This is a genomic window from Enterococcus sp. AZ011 (genome assembly GCF_050548355.1).
Lineage (GTDB): Bacteria > Bacillota > Bacilli > Lactobacillales > Enterococcaceae > Enterococcus > Enterococcus faecalis.
The window spans coordinates 958,582-979,591 of sequence record NZ_CP172959.1 but is presented as its reverse complement, the minus strand read 5'-3'; the positions used below and the strand labels follow the sequence as shown (position 1 = coordinate 979,591).

Genomic DNA, 21,010 nt, shown 5'->3' with positions numbered 1-21,010 from the left:
TCAACAATTAAAAACAACTTGTTTCTTCTAACTGTTTGGTTTCTTTTCCATTTGCTTTTGCCACGACCAATTGCGCCATTTGTTTAAACGAATTATTTAAACCAATGCCGCCCTTTTTGGGCATCTTCACAATCGGTACTTGCTGATAATAGTGACTAACTGCTGGATTTTCTTCTGCCATTGCTGCAATTGCAGGAATGCCCGCAGCATTAAACTTACAAGCTAGATGAGCGGCCATTTCTCCAAAATTAGGATAATGCATGGCAGGTCCGCAAAGAACCGCATCGGCATGAAACTTTTTTGCAAAGCCAATAAATTTCTTTGCTACCTCTTCCTCGTTTTCCAAATAATATTGGTCTCCACAATAAAGTGTCGCAACAATTTCCGCTCCTTGCTTCTGTAAAAATGGTAGCAATGTTACCCCTGGGCCTAAGGGAGCTTTTTTACCACTTGGTTTCAGCTGAGCTTGTTCATCACTGCCAAATCCTGCTAAACTGTGGTTTAAGACTAAAAGGATTTTTTTCATGCCTATTTCCTCCTTATTTATAAATCATCGAAGTCAAAGGAATCAAAATCAATTTCTTCACTCTCTTCTTCTTGTGCTTTCCATTCTTCACGTAAATATTGGTCATCCATAACTCGAATAAAAGGATAGTAAATGAACATTCCTAGTACCAATAAGAGAGCTTGCAGAATTGATCCTTGCCAACCGCTGACTAAAAATCCTGAGATAATTGGTGGGGTCGTCCACGGCAATTGAATACCATTCGTCAATGGAACTAAGCCCCAATCCATAGCAAAATAGGCAATAATAATATTAATTGCGGGTACTAAAACAAATGGAATTAAAAGGATTGGATTTAAAACAATTGGTAACCCAAAAATGATTGGTTCGTTAATCCCAAAAACACCAGGAATTAGTGAAAGTTGCGAAAGCTTTTTAATTCGTTGACTTTTACAGAATAAGACCATCACAATGATTAATGAGAGTGTGGAACCGGCGCCACCAAATGTTGCAAACATGTCTTGAAATTGTCCAGTGATGATGTTGGGAATTTCATGGCCGTCTTTAAATGCTTGTAAATTTTCAACAGACAATGCCCGCAAAACAGGATTAAAGACTGCGCCAACCACACTACCTCCGTTAATGCCAAAGAACCAAAAGAAGTGTAAAAATAAATAAGCAATGCTCATTGCACCTAAGGTATTACCAAGACTCAATAAGGGCGTTTGTAGAAATTCAAAAATAACATCTTGTAAATTACCATAAGGAGTTAAAGCAGCCAGCCAATTAACTAAAAACATGAGAGTAACAACTAAAAAACTCGGAATCAGGGCCTCAAAAGACTTAACCACTGTTGGTGGCACTCCTTCTGGCATTTTTATTGTCCACCCTTTACGAACAATGGCCACAAATAAACGAGTCGCAATTAATGCGACAATCATTCCTAAAAACAAGCCACTGGAACCCATCCATTTTAAAGGTAAACTAGTAACTTCATAAACCTTTGAACTATTTTCCGGTGTAAATAATGTTTGATAAGGCGTTACAATAAAAAATGAAACCAATGCGATAATTCCTGCTTGCATTGCATCCACATTGAATTGTTTCCCTAAACTATAGGCAATACCGACAACGGCCAGAATGGTCATTACATCAAAACTAGCACTAGCTGGAACAGACATCATTGTCGCCCATTCTTTACCAAGCAAATGAGACATCCAAGTATCCCATTGTGGCAAAGGGAAATTAGCAATTAATAAGAAGACCGAACCAACAATCAACAAGGGCGTTGATAAAAGGAAGCCATCACGAATCGCTACTAAATACTTATTTTCTCCTATCACTTTTGCCAAAGGGGTCAATACGCGCTCTAACCAATCCAAAAATTTTTGCACGGTCGTCACTCCTATCTATTATTTTTTATTTTGCTTAATTAACCGCAGCGCTTCTTTCAATGCTTTTTCGCCATCCATCATGCCATAAATTTCTGGCGCAATTGCAGCGACAGGAATCCCTTGAGGAGCAAATTGTTCTTTTGTTTTTTCTAATAAAAAACGGACTTGTGGTCCTAATAAAATAGCAACAGGCTTCTCTGCTTCAACCACTTCTTGTGCTCTTGCAATAGGAAAAGCAGTAATCATTAAAGGCATTTGATGTTTTTTCACCACTTCCATCATTTTATTCACCATAATACTTGTAGACATCCCTGCATCACAAAAAAGATAAATTTGTTTTTTACTCATGTTCCTTCACTCTCCTCATTTATTCAATTGGTGCTTTGATTCTTTTTTCATAGGCCGCTAACCATTCTTGTGAAATCGGCTGAATCTCTGTGGTATGATTCTTGCCTGGATTTGCAATATAGATTTCTGGTTGCTGCATATCAGTACCAACCGTAAAAGTAAATTCCACATTCGTAGCTACGCCCCAGTCTCCCTGTTTGTTCATGGCCACCAGTGAAAAAGCTCCTGCTTTCCCATAACGTTGGGTCAATTTTTCATGAAAAGCATAGACGGCTTGATCACATGCTTGTTGTGGCGAGCACCCTTCCCCCATTAAACGGACGATTTCATAAGAAAGACAGCCTTTCATTAAATCTTCACCTAATCCTGTAGCCGCAGCACCACCAATTTCGCTATCAACATAAAAACCAGAACCTGACAGTGGTGAATCACCAACACGTCCTGCTTTTTTCATGAAGAGTCCCGAACTGGAAGTGCCAGCTGCCATTGATCCTGTTTGGTCTAACGTAATAGCGCCGACAGTATCATGCCCATCATAGGGGTTCAACTGATTTTCCTGAATTTCTTTTAAACGCTTTTGCCACCATTGATTAGCGCGTTCTGTCAACATATTCTTTCTTTCAAAACCGTGCAACATTGAATATTTCGTTGCACCTGCGCCAACACGAAAACTATTAAACTTCTCTTTACTTAATGCTTTAGCCACTGAAATCGGATTTTTAACATCTGTAATTCCTGCCACAGCACCAATTGCAAATGTGTCTCCATCCATATAGGCAGCATCCATTTCTAAAATTCCTTCCTCATTAGGTAAACCGCCGTAGCCCACTGACTTATAAAAAGGATAGTCTTCTACTTCTTTAATTAATTGTTCCACGGCCGTGCCTGCAGCACCTCCTTGTTGTAATTCTTCTGTAGCTTTTAGTAACCCATCATGTGCCATCCGCCATGTCGCAATTGCACCCCAAGTCATTTTCCATCCGCCCTTTCGTTAACGCTTACATTTCTCCACCATTATAAACTAGTATATACTGTTTTGTATATACTGAAAATGAAATTTTATACAGAAAAATAGAAGATACACGTATGCGACCTCTACGAAACACATTGGCTTCTTCTCATACGTGTATCTTCTATTGGTTTTACGCTTCTGTTAATGCAATCATCGCTTGCATATAGATTTCCAGATTAAGCAGTAAATCTTTTTCATCCATATATTCATCTTGGTTATGCGCAATGCCTTTTTGACCAGGAAATGATGGACCAAAAGCAACGATATTCGGCATAAAACGAGCATACGTAGCACCTGTAGTTGTGACTGGCGTCCCATCTAAGCCAGTAATTTGTTCATAAACCTTGGTTAATTTTTGAACATTGCGCTCATCTTTTGGAAACAGCGTACTAGGGAGGCGGCGGATGACGGTCACTTCACTTTCTGGAAATAGTGCCTTCGTTAGCTGCGTGGTTACTTCGTTTTCTGTAATAGAAACAGGATAACGCACGGCCAATGATAACACCAATTGCTGTCCTCGTTTTTCCAACGCATAGGGCGTTAAAATCAATTGCCCACTATCCTGATCCTTAAAGTCTAGAGCTACTCCTTCGCCATAGTGCTTTTCGTGAAAACTAGCGGTTAACCAGTCGAAATACTGTAATAAATTTCCTTTGACTAACTGTTCCTCGCTAATTTTCTGTGCCAATAAAGTAATCGCGTTCTTGCCTAGTTCTGGCGCATTGGAAGGGGCGCGTTTTCCCGTGATTGCTGTTGTTTTTCCCGCAATCACCACACTTAATTGATCAGGTACGTGGTCTTTTGCTTGATCACCCATAATCTGACCAATTTGTTCACTTGAATCATCTGGGATGGTCGTTGTGATTTCATAATTAACAATCCCTCGCTCCCCATAAACTACTGGATATTTACAATCTGGAGTAAATCCAAAAACGGGTGCGTTTTCCTTCTCTAAATATAAGGGGATATCTCCACTCCCACTTTCTTCATCCGTGCCAAACATTAAGCGAATGGTTTTCTTTGGTTGGTAACCAAGTTCTTTCAGTAATTTCATTCCATACAGGCAAGCCAAGATAGGACCTTTATTATCTAGAATTCCTCTACCATACAAACGTTGATTTTTTTTCGTTAATTGAAAGGGCGGCACTGACCAACCAGAACCTTCTGGTACTACATCTAAATGACCAATAATTCCCAGATATTCTTCCGCTGTTCCCCATTGCGCATAGCCAACTGCGTCATTGACAATCCCAGTTTGAAAACCATAACGCTCTGCCAGTTTCAGCGTTTCTTCCAAGGCTCTTTTCGGTCCTTCGCCAAAAGGTGCCTCTTTTTTAGGCGACCCTTTCACACTTCGAATCGCCATAATTTTGTTTAAGTCTTCATAAAATAAATCTTTTTGAGCGGCTATTTCTTCTTTTATCTTCATTCGTTCCAAGAACCTCCTAGCTCCACTTGGTTGTTTTCAGACGGGCTATAGCGGGTCAGTGTGTTTTTAAACGTGTACCGATCTGCTCGATATAAAGAGACATCATATAAAATAGGGGTTGCATCAAGCGCATAGGTGATAGAGTGGACTTGTAAAAGTGGCTGGCCCACAGGAACATTCAATAATTCGGAAATTTCCGCTTCAACTAAGATTGCTTCAATTTCTTGATGCGAATAAGCAATCTCGACGTTCTTCTCGATTAAGCAGAAAAGAGAGCCCTCGAAGTCTTGCTTCGTATGGCCTTGTACGTATGCCTGTGGCAAATAAATTTTTTCAACTGTCATTGGCTCGCCGTCTAACATTCGGCGGCGAATCAGTTCATAAATTGCCTCATTTTTGCCTACTTGGAGCGCCTCCCGAATTTTCTCAGCGGGATGTACTACTTCTTCAAAGGAAATGACTTCTGTCTGGCTTTTTTTCCCGTAAGCTTTGGCTGCCTCAGTAAAACCTTGTAAGCCAGCGCGACCACTTTGAATTTTCGCTTGCGACATCACATAACTACCTTTACCATGTCGTTTTACCAAAATATTTTTGCGGATCAAATCATCAATCGCTTTACGGATGGTCAAGCGACTGCAGTTATATTCTTTAGCTAAATCATATTCTGAAGGTAATTTTTGTGCACTTACATACAGACCGTCTCTAATCTTCTTTTCAATTTCTGCAGAAATTTGCTTAAATTTGGGTGCATTTTCTGTCATTTCATCGCCTATCTTTCTTCAAAAAAATAAATTTTCTAGTATATACCACACTGTCTATACTAAATCAATTTTTAAGAAACCGCAATCATTTGTTGCGTTTCTTAAAAATCAAAAAAGAAAGCGAGCCACAAGTCGGTTGGACTTGTGGCTCGCTTTTTTAGGAAAAAATATGTTATTTCCCTTTCATCCGTTCTTTGCCTTCTTGACACATATAGAGTAGCGGACAGGCTTCACATTTAGGCGCTCTTGCTAGGCAGTGATAACGCCCAAATAAAATCATGGTATGGTGCGTTTTCACCCAGAGTTCTTTCGGAACTTTACGCATTAAGGTTTGCTCAACTTCAGTAACATTCGCATTTAGCTTACAAATTCTAAGGCGCTTGGACACTCGTTCCACATGTGTATCTACTGCAAAAGCCGGTTCGCCGAAAGCATCTCCCATTACTACATTGGCTGTTTTTCTCCCCACGCCAGGTAAACTGACCAGTTCATCTCTAGTTTGCGGAACTTCTCCATTGAAACGTTCTAAAAGTTGTTGTGCGCACGCTTTAATATTTTTTGCTTTATTGCGATATAAACCAATGGTTTTTATTTTAGCAATAATCTCCTCCACCGGCGCAGCTGCTAAAGCTTCTGGTGTTGGAAAAGCTGCGAATAAACCAGGAGTCGCTTTATTTACCGATACATCGGTTGCTTGCGCACTTAAAATCACAGCAATTAATAATTCAAAAGGATTCTTATGTTTTAATTCACATTCTGCATTTGGAAACATCTCATACATAATTTCAATAGCTTCCATCGTTTTCTCTTTTGATAGCATGGCCCACCTCCTTTTTATTCACTGTCTTCTGGGTTTAACCAGTTGTGTAATGTAACCTTTGGTAACGATTCTTGTGTCTGACCTTGTTGTTCAATCTCATTTTGAATCATAGAATCTTTTCGTTTTTTCTGATCAGCAGCCACTTGTTCTTTGGTGGTAATATTTTTACGCTCCCACGCAAGTAAAATACGATCAATATATTTCAAACTATACGCCTGATTTAAAACGGCTTCTCGCAACGCTAACCGGATTAACTCAGGGGAATAATGGTCCGTGTTCAACCACTGACCAATCATTTCTAATTCAATGGGTGAAAGTGGACGTCCGAATTCTTTTTCAAAGCCTTGGTAAAGCTGTTTAATTTCATCTTCGTGGTTTGCGACAACTTGTTTTTCTTTGCTCGTTTGTAAAAATAATTGAATCTTTTGAAAAACAGGCAGTAAATCATACGTATCCATCATTTGACCTTTTTGGTTTTGTTGTGTTTCAATTCGAATAAATCCGCGAGAAACCAATTGATTTAATAACTTATAAATCGTATCTGGCGTTTTGCCCATCGTCTCTGCAATCGCCATTAAGTCTGGAAATAAATCGCCTGCATTTTGCGAACGAAAAAGTTGCAGTAAAAAGAGAAATTCATCATCTTTCAAACCAATTTTTTGGTAATGATCAAATAGTAAGTTTGAGATTGTTGTTTCACCAGCTTCTAAATATTCACGAATTGATAACATTGTTGTTGTCCACTTCCCCTTGCTTGTTTCACTTATTGCACTTGATAAACATCAAAATAAATAGCTTTCATATAATCAATTAAATAACTAGGATTCAATTCTTCTCCCGTTGCATCATAAATTAATTGATTTGGTTTACGTGAAGCGCCGTACTGATGAATATGTTGTGTTAACCATTTACGGATATCAGAATAATCCTCCGAAGCTAAAATTTCATCAACAGATAATTCTTGTTTCATTGCGTGAAATAGTTGCGCAGCGTACATATAACCCAAGGCATAAGATGGGAAATAACCAAAGCTACCGCCAGACCAATGAACATCTTGAAGGACACCTTCTAAATCATTTTCAGGTGATACGCCTAAGTACTCTTGGTATTTTTCGTTCCACACTTTTGGCAAATCAGCGACTTCCAAAGAACCATTAAACAACATTTTCTCAATTTCATAACGAATAATGATATGCAAAGGATAGGTGAGACTATCGGAATCAATCCGAATCAAACTTGCTTTCGTTTCTTTTAAAGAAGCATAGAAATCTTCAAAAGTAATATCATCAAAAGTGCCCTCTGCGCATTCTTGGAAAAACGGGTATTGTTTTTGCCAAAAAGCTCGGTTGCTACCAATGATAATTTCATTAAAGAGCGATTGTGATTCGTGAATCCCCATAGAGGCGCCTTCGCTTAGTGGCGTAAAGTCAAATTTAGGATCAAAATTTTGTTCATACATCCCATGACCCGCTTCATGAATCACACCAAATGTTGCCATTGAGAAATTATTTTCTTCCCAGCGCGTAGTAATCCGCGCATCATTTCGATTTAGAGCTGTCATAAATGGATGAACTGTATCATCTAATCGGCCTTTTGAAAAATCATAGCCTAATTGTTCAACCACACCAATCACAAAACGGCGTTGTTGTTCTTTGGTCATTTTTCTAGATAAAAAGTCAGTTCTAGGCGGCATACCTTTTTCTGCTAAAACGGTCCGAATCTCTTGAATCCCTTGTTTTACTTGGTCGAATACTTGGTCTAGCTTCTCAACCGTCATCCCTGGTTCAAATTGATTTAATAACACATCGTACGGTGTTTTTTCTTCTTTTTGCCAATAAGGAATGAACTCTTTTTGGAACGCAACGACCTTCGTTAAGGTTTCTTCTAACAAGCCGAAATCTTGTGCAGCGCGTGCTTTTAGCCAATCTGTATGTGCTTGGTTTAATACTTTAACATATTCTTGCATACGTTCAGCTGGAACATTTTTATTCAAAGCATATTCTTCTTTTACTTTTTCAAAAACCAGTTTCCCTAATTCAGATAATTCTTCAGGGCGTGTCTCAAAATAGGCCAATGCTTCTTGAATAACTGGGCCAATACTTCGTTCAAAATATAATCCGGTTAAATACCCTTCTACTTCTCCTCGAAAAGGACTACTTTTTTCTGGCATCCCAGTTGATGAATCCCAGTCTAATAATGTCAAGGCATTTTTTAGTAATTGAATTTCTTTCACTTCTTGTAAAAATACAGCTTCCTTCATTTTTTTACACCAGCTTTCTTAGTCTTCCCGTGGTTTTCTTGGTGGACGTGTTCCCCAGTATTGGAATAAATCTGTTCGTAAGGCTCCGTTGTAAAGCTTCCGTTTTTTAGTAGCTTTGGCACCATAATATTCTTCAAAAGCAAGATCACTCGTCAGTATATACTTGCTCCAAGTAGTTAACGGACGGAAAACATGGCCCATTTCTTTATACAAACGGCGAACACTTTCCTCTTCTCCTAAACGCTCACCATAAGGCGGGTTAGCTACCATTACACCATATTCCTTCTCGGTTGTAAAATCTTTTAAGGCCAATTGTTTAAAGGTAATTGAATCACCTAAACCAACTTCCTCAGCATTCGCTCGTGCGACTTCAATCATTCGCCCATCAACATCTGAACCACAGATATCTAATTCAACATCGTAGTCTGCCTTTGCCTCGGCTTCGTTACGTACTTTTTCAAAAATTGCTGGATCAACCCAATCCCATGTTTCACAAGTGAAACTACGATTAAAGCCAGGGGCAATGTTATGGCCAATTAATGCTGCTTCAATACAAATTGTTCCAGAACCACAAACTGGATCATAAAAAGGACGATCTTTGCGCCAATTGGTCAACATCACTAAAGCAGCTGCCATGTTTTCCTTAAGAGGTGCGCCCCCCTTTTCAATGCGATAGCCTCGTTTAAATAAACTTGGTCCAGTCGTGTCCAACGTCAACGTCACTTTATCTTTTAGAAGAGCCACTTCTAATTTAAACAAAGCTCCTGTTTCGGTTAAAGGCACCGTCGCTGGACGATGGTAAACTTCTCTTAAACGGTTAACAATGGCTTTTTTGGTGATGGCTTGGCAATCAGGAACACTATACAATTTTGACTTAATTGATTTACCTGCAACTGGAAATTCTGCATCTAAAGGCAAATAATCTTCCCAAGGAAGTGCTTTAACTTTTTCAAATAATTCATCAAAACTATAGGCGTTAAATTCGCCAACGACGATTTTAATCCGATCTGCTGTTCGTAGCCATAAATTGGCAGTAGCAATTGTTTCAACTGTGCCTTCAAAGACGGCCCGACCATTTTCTACTTCACAGGGAATCCCTAAATCACGCAATTCTTTTCCAACTAATGCTTCTAAGCCACTAGCAGCCGTTGCAACAAGTTTGAATGTTTTTTCTTTCGTCATAAAAACTCCTTCTTGACTCTTTTTTATTGTCTGGAGCTAACAGTCCTGCCGACTACTGCTCCGCTTGTTTTTTGTAATTGTCTGCTTTCTCTGAACTAAACGGTCCTGTTCCGGCCTCTTTAGAACAGACAGCTTACTACTTTTATCTCAGTTTCTTTATTTTAACATTTTTTTATTCTTTTCGTAAAAAAAGCCTTCACAACTACGTTGGAAGGTCTTCCTGAATTACTTGTAATTTTCTATAAGCCATGTTCTGTATCACCAATTCTTCAGGAAAAATTGGTGACGGTCATCATCTATCTGCAGAGTAAACTCTGCCTCTTCTACTCGTTCATTTCCTTTAGAAGAGCGCCCCTACCATTGTTTGGGTTGCTCGCTCGAGGGGTTTACCGCGTTCCACCGATGGAGTTTCCCACATCGCTTCGTCACTGTGGCACTTTCAAGGATACTTTGACATAGTCGAAACCTTAGTCATTTTTCCTGCCGTTACTCTAAAAGAGTACCTTAGCTTATGATTTCGCTAAGCACGAACACTACAAGCATCTCAGCTTGTGCGAGCATGGACTTTCCTCAGCTTGCAAAAGCAAACCGCGATCACCCGAAAATTACAAATCTGTTTAAACGAACAGCAAAAATTTATACACTAAAACAAGTGTCCGCTATTCTAACAAATGCTTTTTGTTCCTCGTGAAAACTTGACTTAAATTGTCTTGTTAAAATTGACGTGTTTGTGCATTATCAACATCATGGTTCGCTGGTTCTGCAGTCATTGACGGTGCAGAAGGCGTTACAGGTGTTGAAGGTGTTTCATCTAACTTTTTACCAAAAACTTCACGCTCTAAGTTTGATAAACGTTTTAAAATATCAAAGTTGGTCACTGCTGCACTTTTTGGTACTTCTTGAGCAACACGAGGCGTTGGTTGGGCTTTTGATAATTGGTCTAATTTTGCCATTAAGCGGCTGTTTTCTTCTTGCAAGCTTAATAATTCTTTATTATAAGCTTCGTAGTCTTTAATGACATTGTCTAAAAATTCGTCTACTTCAATTGGGTCATACCCGTTCATCATTTTCGTTTTAAATTCTTTTTGTAAAATGTCTTTAGGACTATATACTAAATTTGCCATGTTTACACCTCATTTGTTTATTTACGATAGAAAATTTCATAGTTCCACAAATACTATTGTAACGAAAAATAGCTAGAAAATCAAACAGATTCTCTAATCAATCACCGAGTTTTGTAAATCATCCATTGTAATTAAGCGAATATCATAGGGTTCTCGTTCCGAAAAATGTTGTGCGTCCTTTAAAAAATACTCCGTTTTGCCAGGGTACTCTTTGTCATAAATAAGTAAGCTGCCCCCAGAATGTTCCAAAAGAAATTTTGTATGCATTTTTAATTGTGCTGGCGATTGATAGGGCTGGTGACTTACTGAGTTGATATAATCAGCCAAACTTTCCGCTTTCGTTAACAGTTCTCGATTTTGTTCATTCCAATTATTGCCAAAGTCTTTAAATGGATAAAGCAAACCTAGCTGAACTTCTGGATATTCCATTTTTAATTCCCCAACTACTTCAGCTGTCCAAAGTTCAACACCTAAATTGCCAGAAATCAAAATCCATTCTACTCCCGCTTCAATATAACTGGCTAACTCTTTTTTTAAGACATTTTTAATAACTGTGATTTTCGGGTCTTTTCCTTGAAATATCCCCAATTCAAAGCTGCGATAACCGGTGACATAGAGGGTTTTTATCATTTCCATAAGTCATCCCTTTTCTTTCAGGTCTTTTTTTTGGTATAATACAGGCTAGGAGTGTGATAAACGTGACGTTCCATTATCCTAACGGAATACCTTATAATCATCATGAAGCACAATCACCAAAAAAACAAGTAAAAAAGAAACGCCCCGTTGAATTTGGTAATCGCGGGATGGATTTCGAAGAAGCGATCAATCAAAGCAATCAATATTATCTATTGAATAAGCAAGCAGTCGTTCATAAGAAACCCACTCCTGTTCAAATTGTTAAAGTAGATTATCCCAAACGAAGTGCGGCTGTTATTAAGGAGGCCTACTTTAGACAAGCTTCAACGACTGATTATAACGGTGTATATCAAGGCCGTTACATAGATTTTGAAGCGAAAGAAACGAAAAATACCACGTCCTTTCCCTTTAAAAATTTTCATCAACATCAAATTGATCATATGGAACAATGTATAGCACAACAAGGGATTTGTTTTGTGCTATTATGGTTTTCAAGCTTAAAACGCTGCTTCTTTTTTAGTGGTGAAAATCTAATAACGCATTGGAAAAACCAAGCAGTTACTGGAAAAAAATCTATGCCGCTTGCACTCATCGAGAAAGAAGGAATTGAATTATCTTTTGGAATCGCACCGCGAATCCCTTATCTCGACGCAGTGGAACAATATATTCAGACACACTAGATTCATAAAGTTTTGAAAGTATAACAAAGGAGTTGCTATTTATGCCAACCGCAAATTCAGGCTCGCGAGCTGCTAGACATGCATCCAACACCTCATCGAAGTCGAGTTACAAGAAAAAGACACAACCGCCGAAAAAGAAAAAACGGCTTGTTTTAAAAATCTTTCTTGGCTTACTTATCGCTGGGATGGTCGCTTTTTTAGCAGGCGTTGGTCTTTTTTGGTTCTATGCACGACAAGCCCCAAAATTAGAAGATGACAAACTGAATGCGACAGTTTCATCGAAGCTTTACGATATTAATAATGAAATTTTTGAGGATTTAGGCGCAGAAAAGCGTGAATTAATTCAACCAAATGATGTGCCTCAATTATTAAAAGATGCCATTGTTTCTGTCGAAGACCGTCGTTTCTATAAACACATTGGTGTGGATCCGATTCGGATTATCGGTTCTGCTCTTTCAAATGTCAAAAATGGTGGATTACAAGGCGGAAGTACCTTAACCCAACAATTAATTAAATTGTCCTACTTCTCTACAAAAGAATCTGACCAAACCTTGAAACGGAAAGCACAAGAAGCATGGATGGCTGTTCGTTTAGAACGTGAAAAATCAAAAGAAGAAATTTTAACTTACTACATTAACAAAGTCTACATGGCGAATGGTTTTTATGGAATGGAAACAGCGGCTGAAAATTATTATGGTAAACATTTATCTGAACTTGATTTACCACAAACGGCCCTACTGGCAGGAATGCCACAAGCGCCAAACTCATACGATCCCTATACAAAGCCAGATACTGCTAAAGAACGCCGGGATGTTGTACTCTACACAATGTACGACAATAAAAAAATCTCGAAAGCAGAGTACGAAAAAGCTAAAGCTACCCCAATCGATGAAGGCTTAGTGCCATTAAAAGCCAGTGATGACAATCGAAAAGTCGTAGATAATTATGTCAAAGAAGTAATCAATGAAGTGAAAGCAAAAACTGGTAAAAATGTTTACACAGACGGACTAGATATCTACACAAACTTAGATATGAATGCCCAAAAACAACTTTACGATATTGTCAACAGTGATCAATACGTTGCGTTTCCAGATGATAAAATGCAAGTGGCTTCAACTGTTATTGATGTTGCCTCTGGACAAGTCCGAGCACAGATTGGTGGTCGTCACATTCCTGATGATGTGCAATTAGGAAACAATTTAGCTGTTAACACCCAACGTGATGTTGGTTCAACCGTGAAACCAATCATGGATTATGGTCCCGCAATTGAGAATTTAAATTATTCGACAGGTCGCCTCATGGTGGATAAACCAACGAAATATCCTGGTACCGACATTGATGTCTTCAACTCTGATTTAACATATCAAGGCGTCATTACTATGCGCCGTGCGATTATGGGTTCTCGTAACACGACCGCGGTCCAGACGTTTGATGAAGTTGGTAAAGAAAACATCATGCCTTTCATTAAAGGACTAGGAATTGACTATAAAAACTTAGAAGCCTCGAATGCCATTTCAAGTAACACAAGCGATGTAGATGGCGATAAATATGGAATTTCCTCATTGAAGTTAGCAGCAGCTTATGCGGCTTTCGCCAATAACGGGATATACAACAAACCGTATTACGTAAACAAAGTCGTTTTCAATGATGGAACTAGCGTTGATTATCAACCTGATGGTAAACGTGCGATGAAAGACTCTACCGCCTATATGATGACGGATATGTTAAAAGATGTTTTAAACGGCGGGACAGGATTTAACGGCGCCATTCCAGGCTTAATCCAAGCGGCCAAAACAGGGACTTCTAACTATACTGATGAAGATTTAGCACGAATGGGGACAACAGAAAAAGGAATTGCCCCGGATAGTACCTTTGTTGGTTATACAACACACTATGCCGTTTCTGTTTGGACTGGATACAATGATCGAAATACACCAATCTATCAAGAATACTATGGAATTGCCTCGGATGTTTATCGTGAAATAATGAGTTACTTATCTCAAAATGTTTCAAACGATGACTGGGTGCAGCCAGACAGTGTTGTGCGGGTAGGTAATGAATTATACGTGAAAGATGCCTATGAGGTACCAAATGTACAAGTTTTACCAAGTACTACCTCTTCAGCACCACAGCCAGAATCTAGCAGTACGGTGGAATCCTCTTCCACAAAAGAAGCGGAAAGTTCATCAAGTTCTAGTTCAGAAAGTGCGCCTTCTTCCTCTGAAGCGCCACCCTCAACCGAACAACCGGCAAGCTCTTCCTCAGCAGAGCAACCGGCAACATCGGAACAACCACCTGAACCATCAAGTTCTAGTTCACAAGAACCGCCGCAACCACCTGAAAGTAGTTCTAAACCAGATGAAAATAAAGCAGCATAAAAAGTACGGGGCTCATGATGAGCCCCGTACTTTTTTAGATTAAAAATGGACGAAGTGAACTGAATCACTTCGTCCATTTTTGCTTATTTACTTTCTTTATTTGCCAAAGCTGCACCAACAAATCCTTTGATTAAGCGTTGTGGGCGATTTGGACGAGAAATTAATTCTGGGTGGAATTGACAAGCCACAAAGAATTGTTTTTCAGGAATTTCAACAATCTCAACTAAACGATTATCTGGTGAAACTCCAGAGAAAACTAAGCCATTTTCTTCAAATAATTGACGATATTTGTTGTTAAATTCATAACGATGACGGTGACGTTCTTGGACAACATCTTCATTTCCGTATGCTGCCGCAGTTTTCGTTCCTTTTTTCAATTTACATGGATATAAACCTAAACGTAGTGTGCCACCTAAATTCTCGATGTTTTCTTGATCTGCCATTAAATCAATAATGTTATTTGTCACGTCAGGATTAGTTTCTGCAGAACCAGCATCTTCTAAGCCCACAACGTTACGACCAAATTCTACACAGGCCATTTGCATACCTAAACAAATACCAAGGAATGGTACGTCATTTTCGCGAGCAAAACGAATCGCTTCAATTTTTCCTTCAATTCCACGATCACCAAAACCACCAGGAACCAAAATACCATCTGCTGAACCAATTCTTTCAGCGACATTTTCAGCAGTTAATTCTTGTGAATCAACCCAATCAATTTCGATATCTGAATCAAAATCAAACCCAGCATGTTTTAATGCTTCTACAACAGAAATATAGGCATCTGGTAATTCAACATATTTACCAACCAGCGCAATTTTTGTTTTCTTTTTCAAGTTAAGAACTTTTTCTTCTAATGCACGCCACTCAGTCATGTCTGCAGCCGGTGCATCCAATTTTAAATGATCACAAACAATTTGATCCATGTTTTGTGCTTGAAGTGCTAATGGAATGGAGTATAACGTTTCAACATCACGAGATTCAATTACCGCTTCCGGATTAACATCACAGAATTGTGCTAATTTGTTTTTAGTGTTTTGAGAAACAGGTAATTCCGTACGGACCACTAAAATATTTGGTTGAATCCCTAAACTTCTTAATTCTTTGACACTATGTTGTGTTGGTTTAGTTTTCATTTCGCCAGCCGCTTTTAAGTAAGGAATCAAGGTTGTATGGATGTACATTACGTTGTCACTACCCATATCAGCTTTCATTTGACGCAATGCTTCTAGGAAAGGTAATGATTCGATGTCGCCGACAGTACCACCTACTTCTGTGATAATCACATCGGCATCCGTCATTTTCGCTGCACGCATGATTTTTTCTTTGATTTCATTGGTAATGTGTGGAATAACTTGCACTGTTGCACCTAAGTATTCCCCTTTACGTTCTTTACGTAAGACTTCTGAATAAATTTTCCCAGTGGTTACGTTTGAGTATTTATTTAAGTTAATATCAATAAAACGTTCATAGTGACCTAAGTCCAAATCTGTTTCGGCACCATCATCTGTGACAAAAACCTCTCCATGTTGGTAAGGACTCATTGTCCCCGGATCCACATTAATATATGGATCGAATTTTTGAATCGTAACTTTTAATCCACGATTTTTTAATAATCGTCCTAAAGATGCTGCGACAATCCCTTTTCCAATAGAAGAAACCACGCCACCTGTAACAAAGATGTATTTTGTCATAATAGTTAAAAACCCTTTCTTTGATAATATTTTGTAGAGAGAAGTAAAACAACTTTGAGACTCTTACGTTTCTCCAAATAAAAAAGAAACAAAAATAGAAAAGCTCCCTATCCATTACGAATAGGGAGCTTGTAAGTTCGTTCAAACTTCTGACCTTCTTAAAGGTGCCCAAGTAGTATAATACAAGCAAACGGACATCAGGTCAAGTACTTCTATTCAAGAAAATAATTTTTTCTATTTTCTCATTTTTCTTAAGCATTCAACTAAAAAGCTTGACTCCTTCTTAGGAATCAAGCTTTTTGGTTTCTTACTCTTCAGAATATTCGTCATCAAAATCGTCTTCATCTTCAACATCATCGTCATCAATGATCGTTAAATCTTCTTCGATTTGCGGAATGTCTTCTTCATCATCGTCTGAATCTGCACCAATCTCTTGTAAGTCAGAGTTGTATGCTTTGATTTCTTCATCTTCATCTTCTTCATCATCGTACAAGATGTCTTCTTCATCATCATTTGTTAATTCAGCATCTTCTGGATCGTCATCGTTATAGTCAATTACATCTTCATCGTTTGGATTAGTGATGAAGGCATTTACTTTTTTACGTTTTCTACGACGTGGTGCATCTTCTTCGTCTTCTTCCAAGCCATGTGTAACTTCTTCATCGATTGAATCGATTGGATACCATGAACGTAAGCCCCAACGATTGTCTCCCAATGAGATAAAGCTACCGTCGATGTTTAAATCTGTATAAAATTGTGCTAATTGGTCACGAATTTCACTATCAGACTTGCCAAGATAATTTTGGATTTGGTTAACTAAATCAGAAAAATCCATTACATCTGCATGTTGTTCTAAAATAGCGTGTGCTACTTCAATCATGGATAATTCTTTTTTGTTCAACCCTTCAAATACATTAATTTCCAAGAGGTACACGTCCTTTCACAGTCTACTCCTTATCATACAAAAACATTGAAAAAAAATCAATTCTATTCTGCAATATTTATGCAGTAAATTCTAATTCTAAATGATATTCTCCGATTCGCTCTGTTTGAGAGTATAAATCATAATCAACTAAAATCTTACCAGACATTGGTTGATCTTTTAAACTAACACGCAAATTATGTGTAAACGTACTAATCTGTAGCAAGCCATAAGGGGTTCGATAACTTGTATCTAATTTTTCCTGATAGCCAAATCTTAAACGCATCCGTAATTCACCGGCACGAATCAGCTGAACATGCCCGTCTGGTTCAATTTTAATGGTTACGGGGGTTGGTTCTGTATCCTCTAATAATTCTTCTTTGTAACGAATGTATAATGTATCACCCATTTTTACTAATTGACCTTCTAAGTCAAAGAAAAAATCTTTTTGTTCGTTGCCTTGTTGGACAATCGTTTTTAGTTGAATCGATACAGGAACGCCTGTTGATAAATCCATAATGGTCACTCCTTTTCCAAAATATAACTTTCTTATTGTTGACTTTTTCAATGTATTTGTCAACTAAAGTCAATTTTTCCTTGCTTATGTACCTTTTCTTATTGTATAAGCTCTTTTCACGGGTTGCAAGCATTTGTTTCATCTATTTAATAAGAAAACCGTTTACTATTTTAGAGAATTCCTTCAGAATTCGTTTATATAACATGCTTTTTTGCGTTTTTTGTATATAATATAAGAGAGAGTATGAAAATAAACGTATTAAATGACGTAATTATAAATAGACAGGACGTTTTTTATGAGCACAACTTTTCCCCTTCACACTGAATCATTTATGCTCCTTGATTCAGGTTGTTTAACAAACAGTGACTATTTTTTACCTTTTGCCTTGACCGATGTTTTAACCACTTTTTCAGGAATGCAGCACCAACCAATCATTCATTTCTGGCAATTGGATCAAGCTATGATTCTTGGCATGAAAGATACCCGTGTACCTCATCTAAAAGAAGGCATCACTTCTCTGCAAGAAAACGATTATTCTGTAGTCGTTCGCAATGCCGGCGGTTTAGGGGTGATTGCCGATTCGGGTATTTTAAATGTTTCACTTATTTTACCAAATAATTCTGAACACAAATTAAGTATCGATGCGGCTTATGAATTAATGTGGGCTTGGCTCCGTCAGAGTTTTCCGGAGAAAGAGATTGACGCCTTTGAAATTACTACATCCTATTGTCCCGGTACTTATGATTTAAGTATTGACGGTCAAAAGTTTGCTGGGATTGCCCAACGACGCGTCAAAGACGGTATTTCTGTCATGATTTACATCAGCGTTAACGGCAATCAACTTGCTCGTGGAGAAGTGGTTCGAGACTTTTACCTTGCTGGGTTACAAGAACAATTTGGTGAAAACGGCTATCCACCCGTTGATCCAGCAGTGATGGCAAATTTAGAAACCCTGATTGAGACTCCATTAACAATAGACGCCGTAAAAACCCGTTTAATCGAAGCATTACCTCAACAATTTGAAAAATCTATTGATCCAAACTTAACCGAACCAATTATAACCTCGGAATGGTTCCAAACAAATTTAACTGTCCAGCTGGAAAAAATGGCGCAACGAAACGCCTTAATTAAAGGAGAGATCGTATGACGATTCCGTATAAAGAGCAACGATTACCAATCGAAAAAGTTTTTCGTGATCCCGTCCATAATTATATTCATGTCCAACATCAAGTGATTTTAGACCTTATTAATTCTGCTGAAGTGCAACGATTACGTCGCATTAAGCAACTAGGCACTTCTTCTTTTACGTTTCACGGTGCCGAACATAGTCGTTTTTCCCATTCTTTGGGGGTTTACGAAATTACACGTCGGATTTGTGAGATTTTCCAACGTAACTACTCTGTGGAACGATTAGGTGAAAACGGCTGGAATGACGACGAGCGCCTGATTACACTTTGCGCAGCTTTATTACATGATGTCGGTCATGGTCCTTATTCACATACATTCGAGCATATTTTTGATACAAACCATGAAGCAATCACGGTCCAAATCATCACCTCACCAGAAACGGAAGTCTATCAAATTTTAAATCGTGTTTCGGCAGATTTTCCTGAAAAAGTCGCCAGCGTTATTACTAAACAATACCCAAATCCTCAAGTGGTGCAAATGATTTCTAGTCAAATTGATGCCGATCGTATGGACTATCTGTTACGTGATGCTTACTTTACAGGGACTGAATACGGAACCTTCGATTTAACTAGAATTTTACGTGTGATTCGACCCTACAAAGGAGGCATTGCCTTTGCTATGAATGGGATGCATGCGGTGGAAGACTATATCGTTAGTCGTTACCAAATGTATGTCCAAGTCTATTTCCACCCTGTTTCTCGTGGGATGGAAGTGATTCTTGATCATTTATTGCATCGAGCGAAAGAATTATTTGAAAACCCTGAATTTGACTATGATTTACAAGCCTCTCTGCTTGTACCATTCTTTAAAGGGGACTTCACCTTACAAGAATATTTAAAATTGGATGATGGCGTCCTCTCTACGTACTTTACACAATGGATGGATGTGCCTGATTCAATTCTAGGTGATTTAGCCAAACGTTTCCTTATGCGCAAGCCTCTGAAGTCAGCCACCTTTACGAACGAAAAAGAGAGCGCAGCAACGATTGCTTATTTAAGGGAATTGATTGAAAAAGTTGGTTTCAACCCTAAATATTATACTGCCATTAATTCAAGCTATGATTTACCTTACGATTTTTATCGTCCAAATAAAGACCGTCATCGTACACAAATTGAATTAATGCAAAAAGATGGCTCATTAGTGGAATTGGCAACGGTTAGTCCCCTAGTTGCAGCACTTGCTGGTCAAAGTCAAGGAGATGAACGTTTCTATTTCCCTAAAGAAATGCTTGACCAAGGAAATAAAAAACATTACGATTTATTTGATGAGACGTATCGTGAGTTTTCAAGTTACATTCATAATGGTGCGTTAGTTTTAAAAAAATAGGTTTTCTAGGAGGATTCTATGTCAATTAAGTTAGTTGCTATTGATATCGACGGAACATTGCTAAATTCACAACACAAGATTTCCCCACGGGTCAAAGAAGCGCTCCAAAAAGCAAATGAGCAAGGCGTTCGTATTGTTTTATGTACAGGCCGTCCTTTGCCAGGCGTGAAAGAACAATTGGATGAATTAGCCTTATATGGTGAAAATGATTTCGTGATTACCTACAACGGTTCGCTTGTCCAAGCAACCAAAGATAATACGATTATTTCACGCTATACCTTGAGTTATGAGGATTTTTTAGAAATTGAAATGTATTCTCGTAAAGTCGGCGCTCACTTGCACACAATTGATGATTCCGCTATTTACACTGCCAATCGCAATATTGGTAAATATACGATTCACGAAGCATCTTTAGTGAACATGCCTTTGAAATATCGTACGGTGGATGAAATGACACCAGAGATGAACATTATTAAAATGATGATGATTGATGAGCCGGAAGTTTTAGATCCTGCCATTGCAAAATTACCATTACATTTTACCGAAAAATATACGACTGTTAAAAGTACGCCTTTTTACTATGAAATCATGAATAAAAATGCTAGCAAAGGCAATGCTCTAGCAAAATTGGCAGACCATTTAGGCTTAAATAAAGACGAAGTGATGGCCATTGGTGACAATGAAAATGACTTATCTATGATTGATTACGCTGGGATTGGTGTTGCGATGGGCAATGCGACAGAAAATGTTAAAACAATTGCCGATGTGCATACCACTAGTAATGACGAAGATGGTGTCGCTCAAATTATTGAAAAAATGGTTTTAATTTAAACA

General features: G+C 38.4%; 20 protein-coding genes and 1 other RNA gene. 5 read left to right on the top strand and 16 right to left on the bottom strand.

The annotated features are described in order from the left end of the window. Positions 1-7: 7 nt before the first annotated feature. The 13 genes from IGL36_RS04810 to IGL36_RS04750 form a co-directional block, all read right to left on the bottom strand. The gene (locus IGL36_RS04810) at positions 8-526 is read right to left on the bottom strand and encodes a GrdB-related putative oxidoreductase (RefSeq protein ID WP_002360563.1); all 519 of its coding nucleotides are present in this window, start codon (positions 524-526) and stop codon (positions 8-10) included. Between the two features lie 17 nt (positions 527-543). Beyond that, complete coding sequence (celB, locus tag IGL36_RS04805) at positions 544-1,899, bottom strand: PTS cellobiose transporter subunit IIC (protein WP_002397805.1); 1,356 nt, start codon at positions 1,897-1,899, stop codon at positions 544-546. 18 nt (positions 1,900-1,917) lie between these two features. Further along, a complete protein-coding gene (locus tag IGL36_RS04800) occupies positions 1,918-2,247 on the bottom strand; it encodes a PTS sugar transporter subunit IIB (protein WP_002397804.1) in 330 nt (109 codons plus the stop codon). A 19-nt stretch (positions 2,248-2,266) separates the two neighbouring features. After that, complete coding sequence (locus IGL36_RS04795; protein WP_002380170.1) at positions 2,267-3,220, bottom strand: N(4)-(beta-N-acetylglucosaminyl)-L-asparaginase; 954 nt, start codon at positions 3,218-3,220, stop codon at positions 2,267-2,269. Between the two features lie 169 nt (positions 3,221-3,389). After that, positions 3,390-4,688 carry a Sapep family Mn(2+)-dependent dipeptidase gene (locus IGL36_RS04790; RefSeq protein ID WP_002396912.1) on the bottom strand — a complete coding sequence of 433 codons (1,299 nt, stop codon included), beginning with the start codon at positions 4,686-4,688 and terminating at the stop codon, positions 3,390-3,392. Beyond that, complete coding sequence (locus IGL36_RS04785; RefSeq protein ID WP_002357984.1) at positions 4,685-5,449, bottom strand: GntR family transcriptional regulator, LSA1692 subfamily; 765 nt, start codon at positions 5,447-5,449, stop codon at positions 4,685-4,687. The genes IGL36_RS04790 and IGL36_RS04785 overlap by 4 nt, the downstream gene beginning before the upstream one ends. Before the next feature lie 172 nt (positions 5,450-5,621). Next, positions 5,622-6,269: an endonuclease III gene (gene nth, locus IGL36_RS04780; protein WP_002397803.1), complete on the bottom strand. Its 648-nt coding sequence runs from the start codon at positions 6,267-6,269 to the stop codon at positions 5,622-5,624. A 14-nt stretch (positions 6,270-6,283) separates the two neighbouring features. After that, positions 6,284-7,000 carry a DnaD domain protein gene (locus IGL36_RS04775; RefSeq protein ID WP_002357986.1) on the bottom strand — a complete coding sequence of 239 codons (717 nt, stop codon included), beginning with the start codon at positions 6,998-7,000 and terminating at the stop codon, positions 6,284-6,286. 32 nt (positions 7,001-7,032) lie between these two features. Further along, positions 7,033-8,529, bottom strand: coding sequence for a carboxypeptidase M32 (locus IGL36_RS04770; protein ID WP_002397801.1), 1,497 nt, complete (start codon positions 8,527-8,529; stop codon positions 7,033-7,035). Between the two features lie 18 nt (positions 8,530-8,547). Continuing rightward, positions 8,548-9,711: a THUMP domain-containing class I SAM-dependent RNA methyltransferase gene (locus tag IGL36_RS04765; protein WP_002357989.1), complete on the bottom strand. Its 1,164-nt coding sequence runs from the start codon at positions 9,709-9,711 to the stop codon at positions 8,548-8,550. A 237-nt stretch (positions 9,712-9,948) separates the two neighbouring features. Further along, positions 9,949-10,317: RNase P RNA component class B (gene rnpB, locus IGL36_RS04760), an RNA gene on the bottom strand. Between the two features lie 107 nt (positions 10,318-10,424). Beyond that, positions 10,425-10,835, bottom strand: coding sequence for a cell division regulator GpsB (gpsB, locus tag IGL36_RS04755; protein ID WP_002357990.1), 411 nt, complete (start codon positions 10,833-10,835; stop codon positions 10,425-10,427). A gap of 93 nt (positions 10,836-10,928) precedes the next feature. Continuing rightward, entirely contained in the window at positions 10,929-11,471 is a 543-nt protein-coding gene (locus IGL36_RS04750) for a DUF1273 domain-containing protein (RefSeq protein WP_002363720.1), read from the bottom strand. Positions 11,472-11,533: 62 nt separating this feature from the next. Between IGL36_RS04750 and recU the strand changes: the two genes are divergently transcribed. Together recU and IGL36_RS04740 are read left to right on the top strand one after the other, a co-directional pair. Continuing rightward, positions 11,534-12,151 (top strand): Holliday junction resolvase RecU, encoded by a 618-nt coding sequence (gene recU, locus IGL36_RS04745; RefSeq protein WP_002388848.1) that lies wholly within the window; start codon positions 11,534-11,536, stop codon positions 12,149-12,151. A gap of 41 nt (positions 12,152-12,192) precedes the next feature. Then, a complete protein-coding gene (locus IGL36_RS04740; protein ID WP_002360569.1) occupies positions 12,193-14,529 on the top strand; it encodes a PBP1A family penicillin-binding protein in 2,337 nt (778 codons plus the stop codon). 83 nt (positions 14,530-14,612) lie between these two features. On the opposite strand, the gene IGL36_RS04735 is transcribed toward IGL36_RS04740, so the two are convergent. From IGL36_RS04735 to IGL36_RS04725, 3 genes are all read right to left on the bottom strand, one after another. Then, entirely contained in the window at positions 14,613-16,223 is a 1,611-nt protein-coding gene (locus IGL36_RS04735; RefSeq protein ID WP_002357995.1) for a CTP synthase, read from the bottom strand. Between the two features lie 307 nt (positions 16,224-16,530). Next, positions 16,531-17,148 (bottom strand): DNA-directed RNA polymerase subunit delta, encoded by a 618-nt coding sequence (gene rpoE, locus IGL36_RS04730; protein WP_002357996.1) that lies wholly within the window; start codon positions 17,146-17,148, stop codon positions 16,531-16,533. A gap of 76 nt (positions 17,149-17,224) precedes the next feature. Further along, positions 17,225-17,662 carry a DUF1934 domain-containing protein gene (locus IGL36_RS04725; RefSeq protein ID WP_002382132.1) on the bottom strand — a complete coding sequence of 146 codons (438 nt, stop codon included), beginning with the start codon at positions 17,660-17,662 and terminating at the stop codon, positions 17,225-17,227. Between the two features lie 331 nt (positions 17,663-17,993). On the opposite strand from IGL36_RS04725, the gene IGL36_RS04720 reads away from it, so the two are divergent. From IGL36_RS04720 to yidA, 3 genes are read left to right on the top strand one after another with little or no spacing between them, the layout of a single operon-like run. Further along, a complete protein-coding gene (locus IGL36_RS04720) occupies positions 17,994-18,809 on the top strand; it encodes a lipoate--protein ligase family protein (protein ID WP_002397799.1) in 816 nt (271 codons plus the stop codon). Continuing rightward, positions 18,806-20,176, top strand: a complete 1,371-nt coding sequence (locus IGL36_RS04715) for a dNTPase (protein ID WP_002357999.1) — start codon at positions 18,806-18,808, stop codon at positions 20,174-20,176. Before IGL36_RS04720 ends, IGL36_RS04715 begins: the two co-directional genes overlap by 4 nt. Positions 20,177-20,194: 18 nt before the next feature. Continuing rightward, positions 20,195-21,007 carry a sugar-phosphatase gene (gene yidA / locus IGL36_RS04710; RefSeq protein WP_002397798.1) on the top strand — a complete coding sequence of 271 codons (813 nt, stop codon included), beginning with the start codon at positions 20,195-20,197 and terminating at the stop codon, positions 21,005-21,007. Positions 21,008-21,010 lie beyond the last annotated feature (3 nt).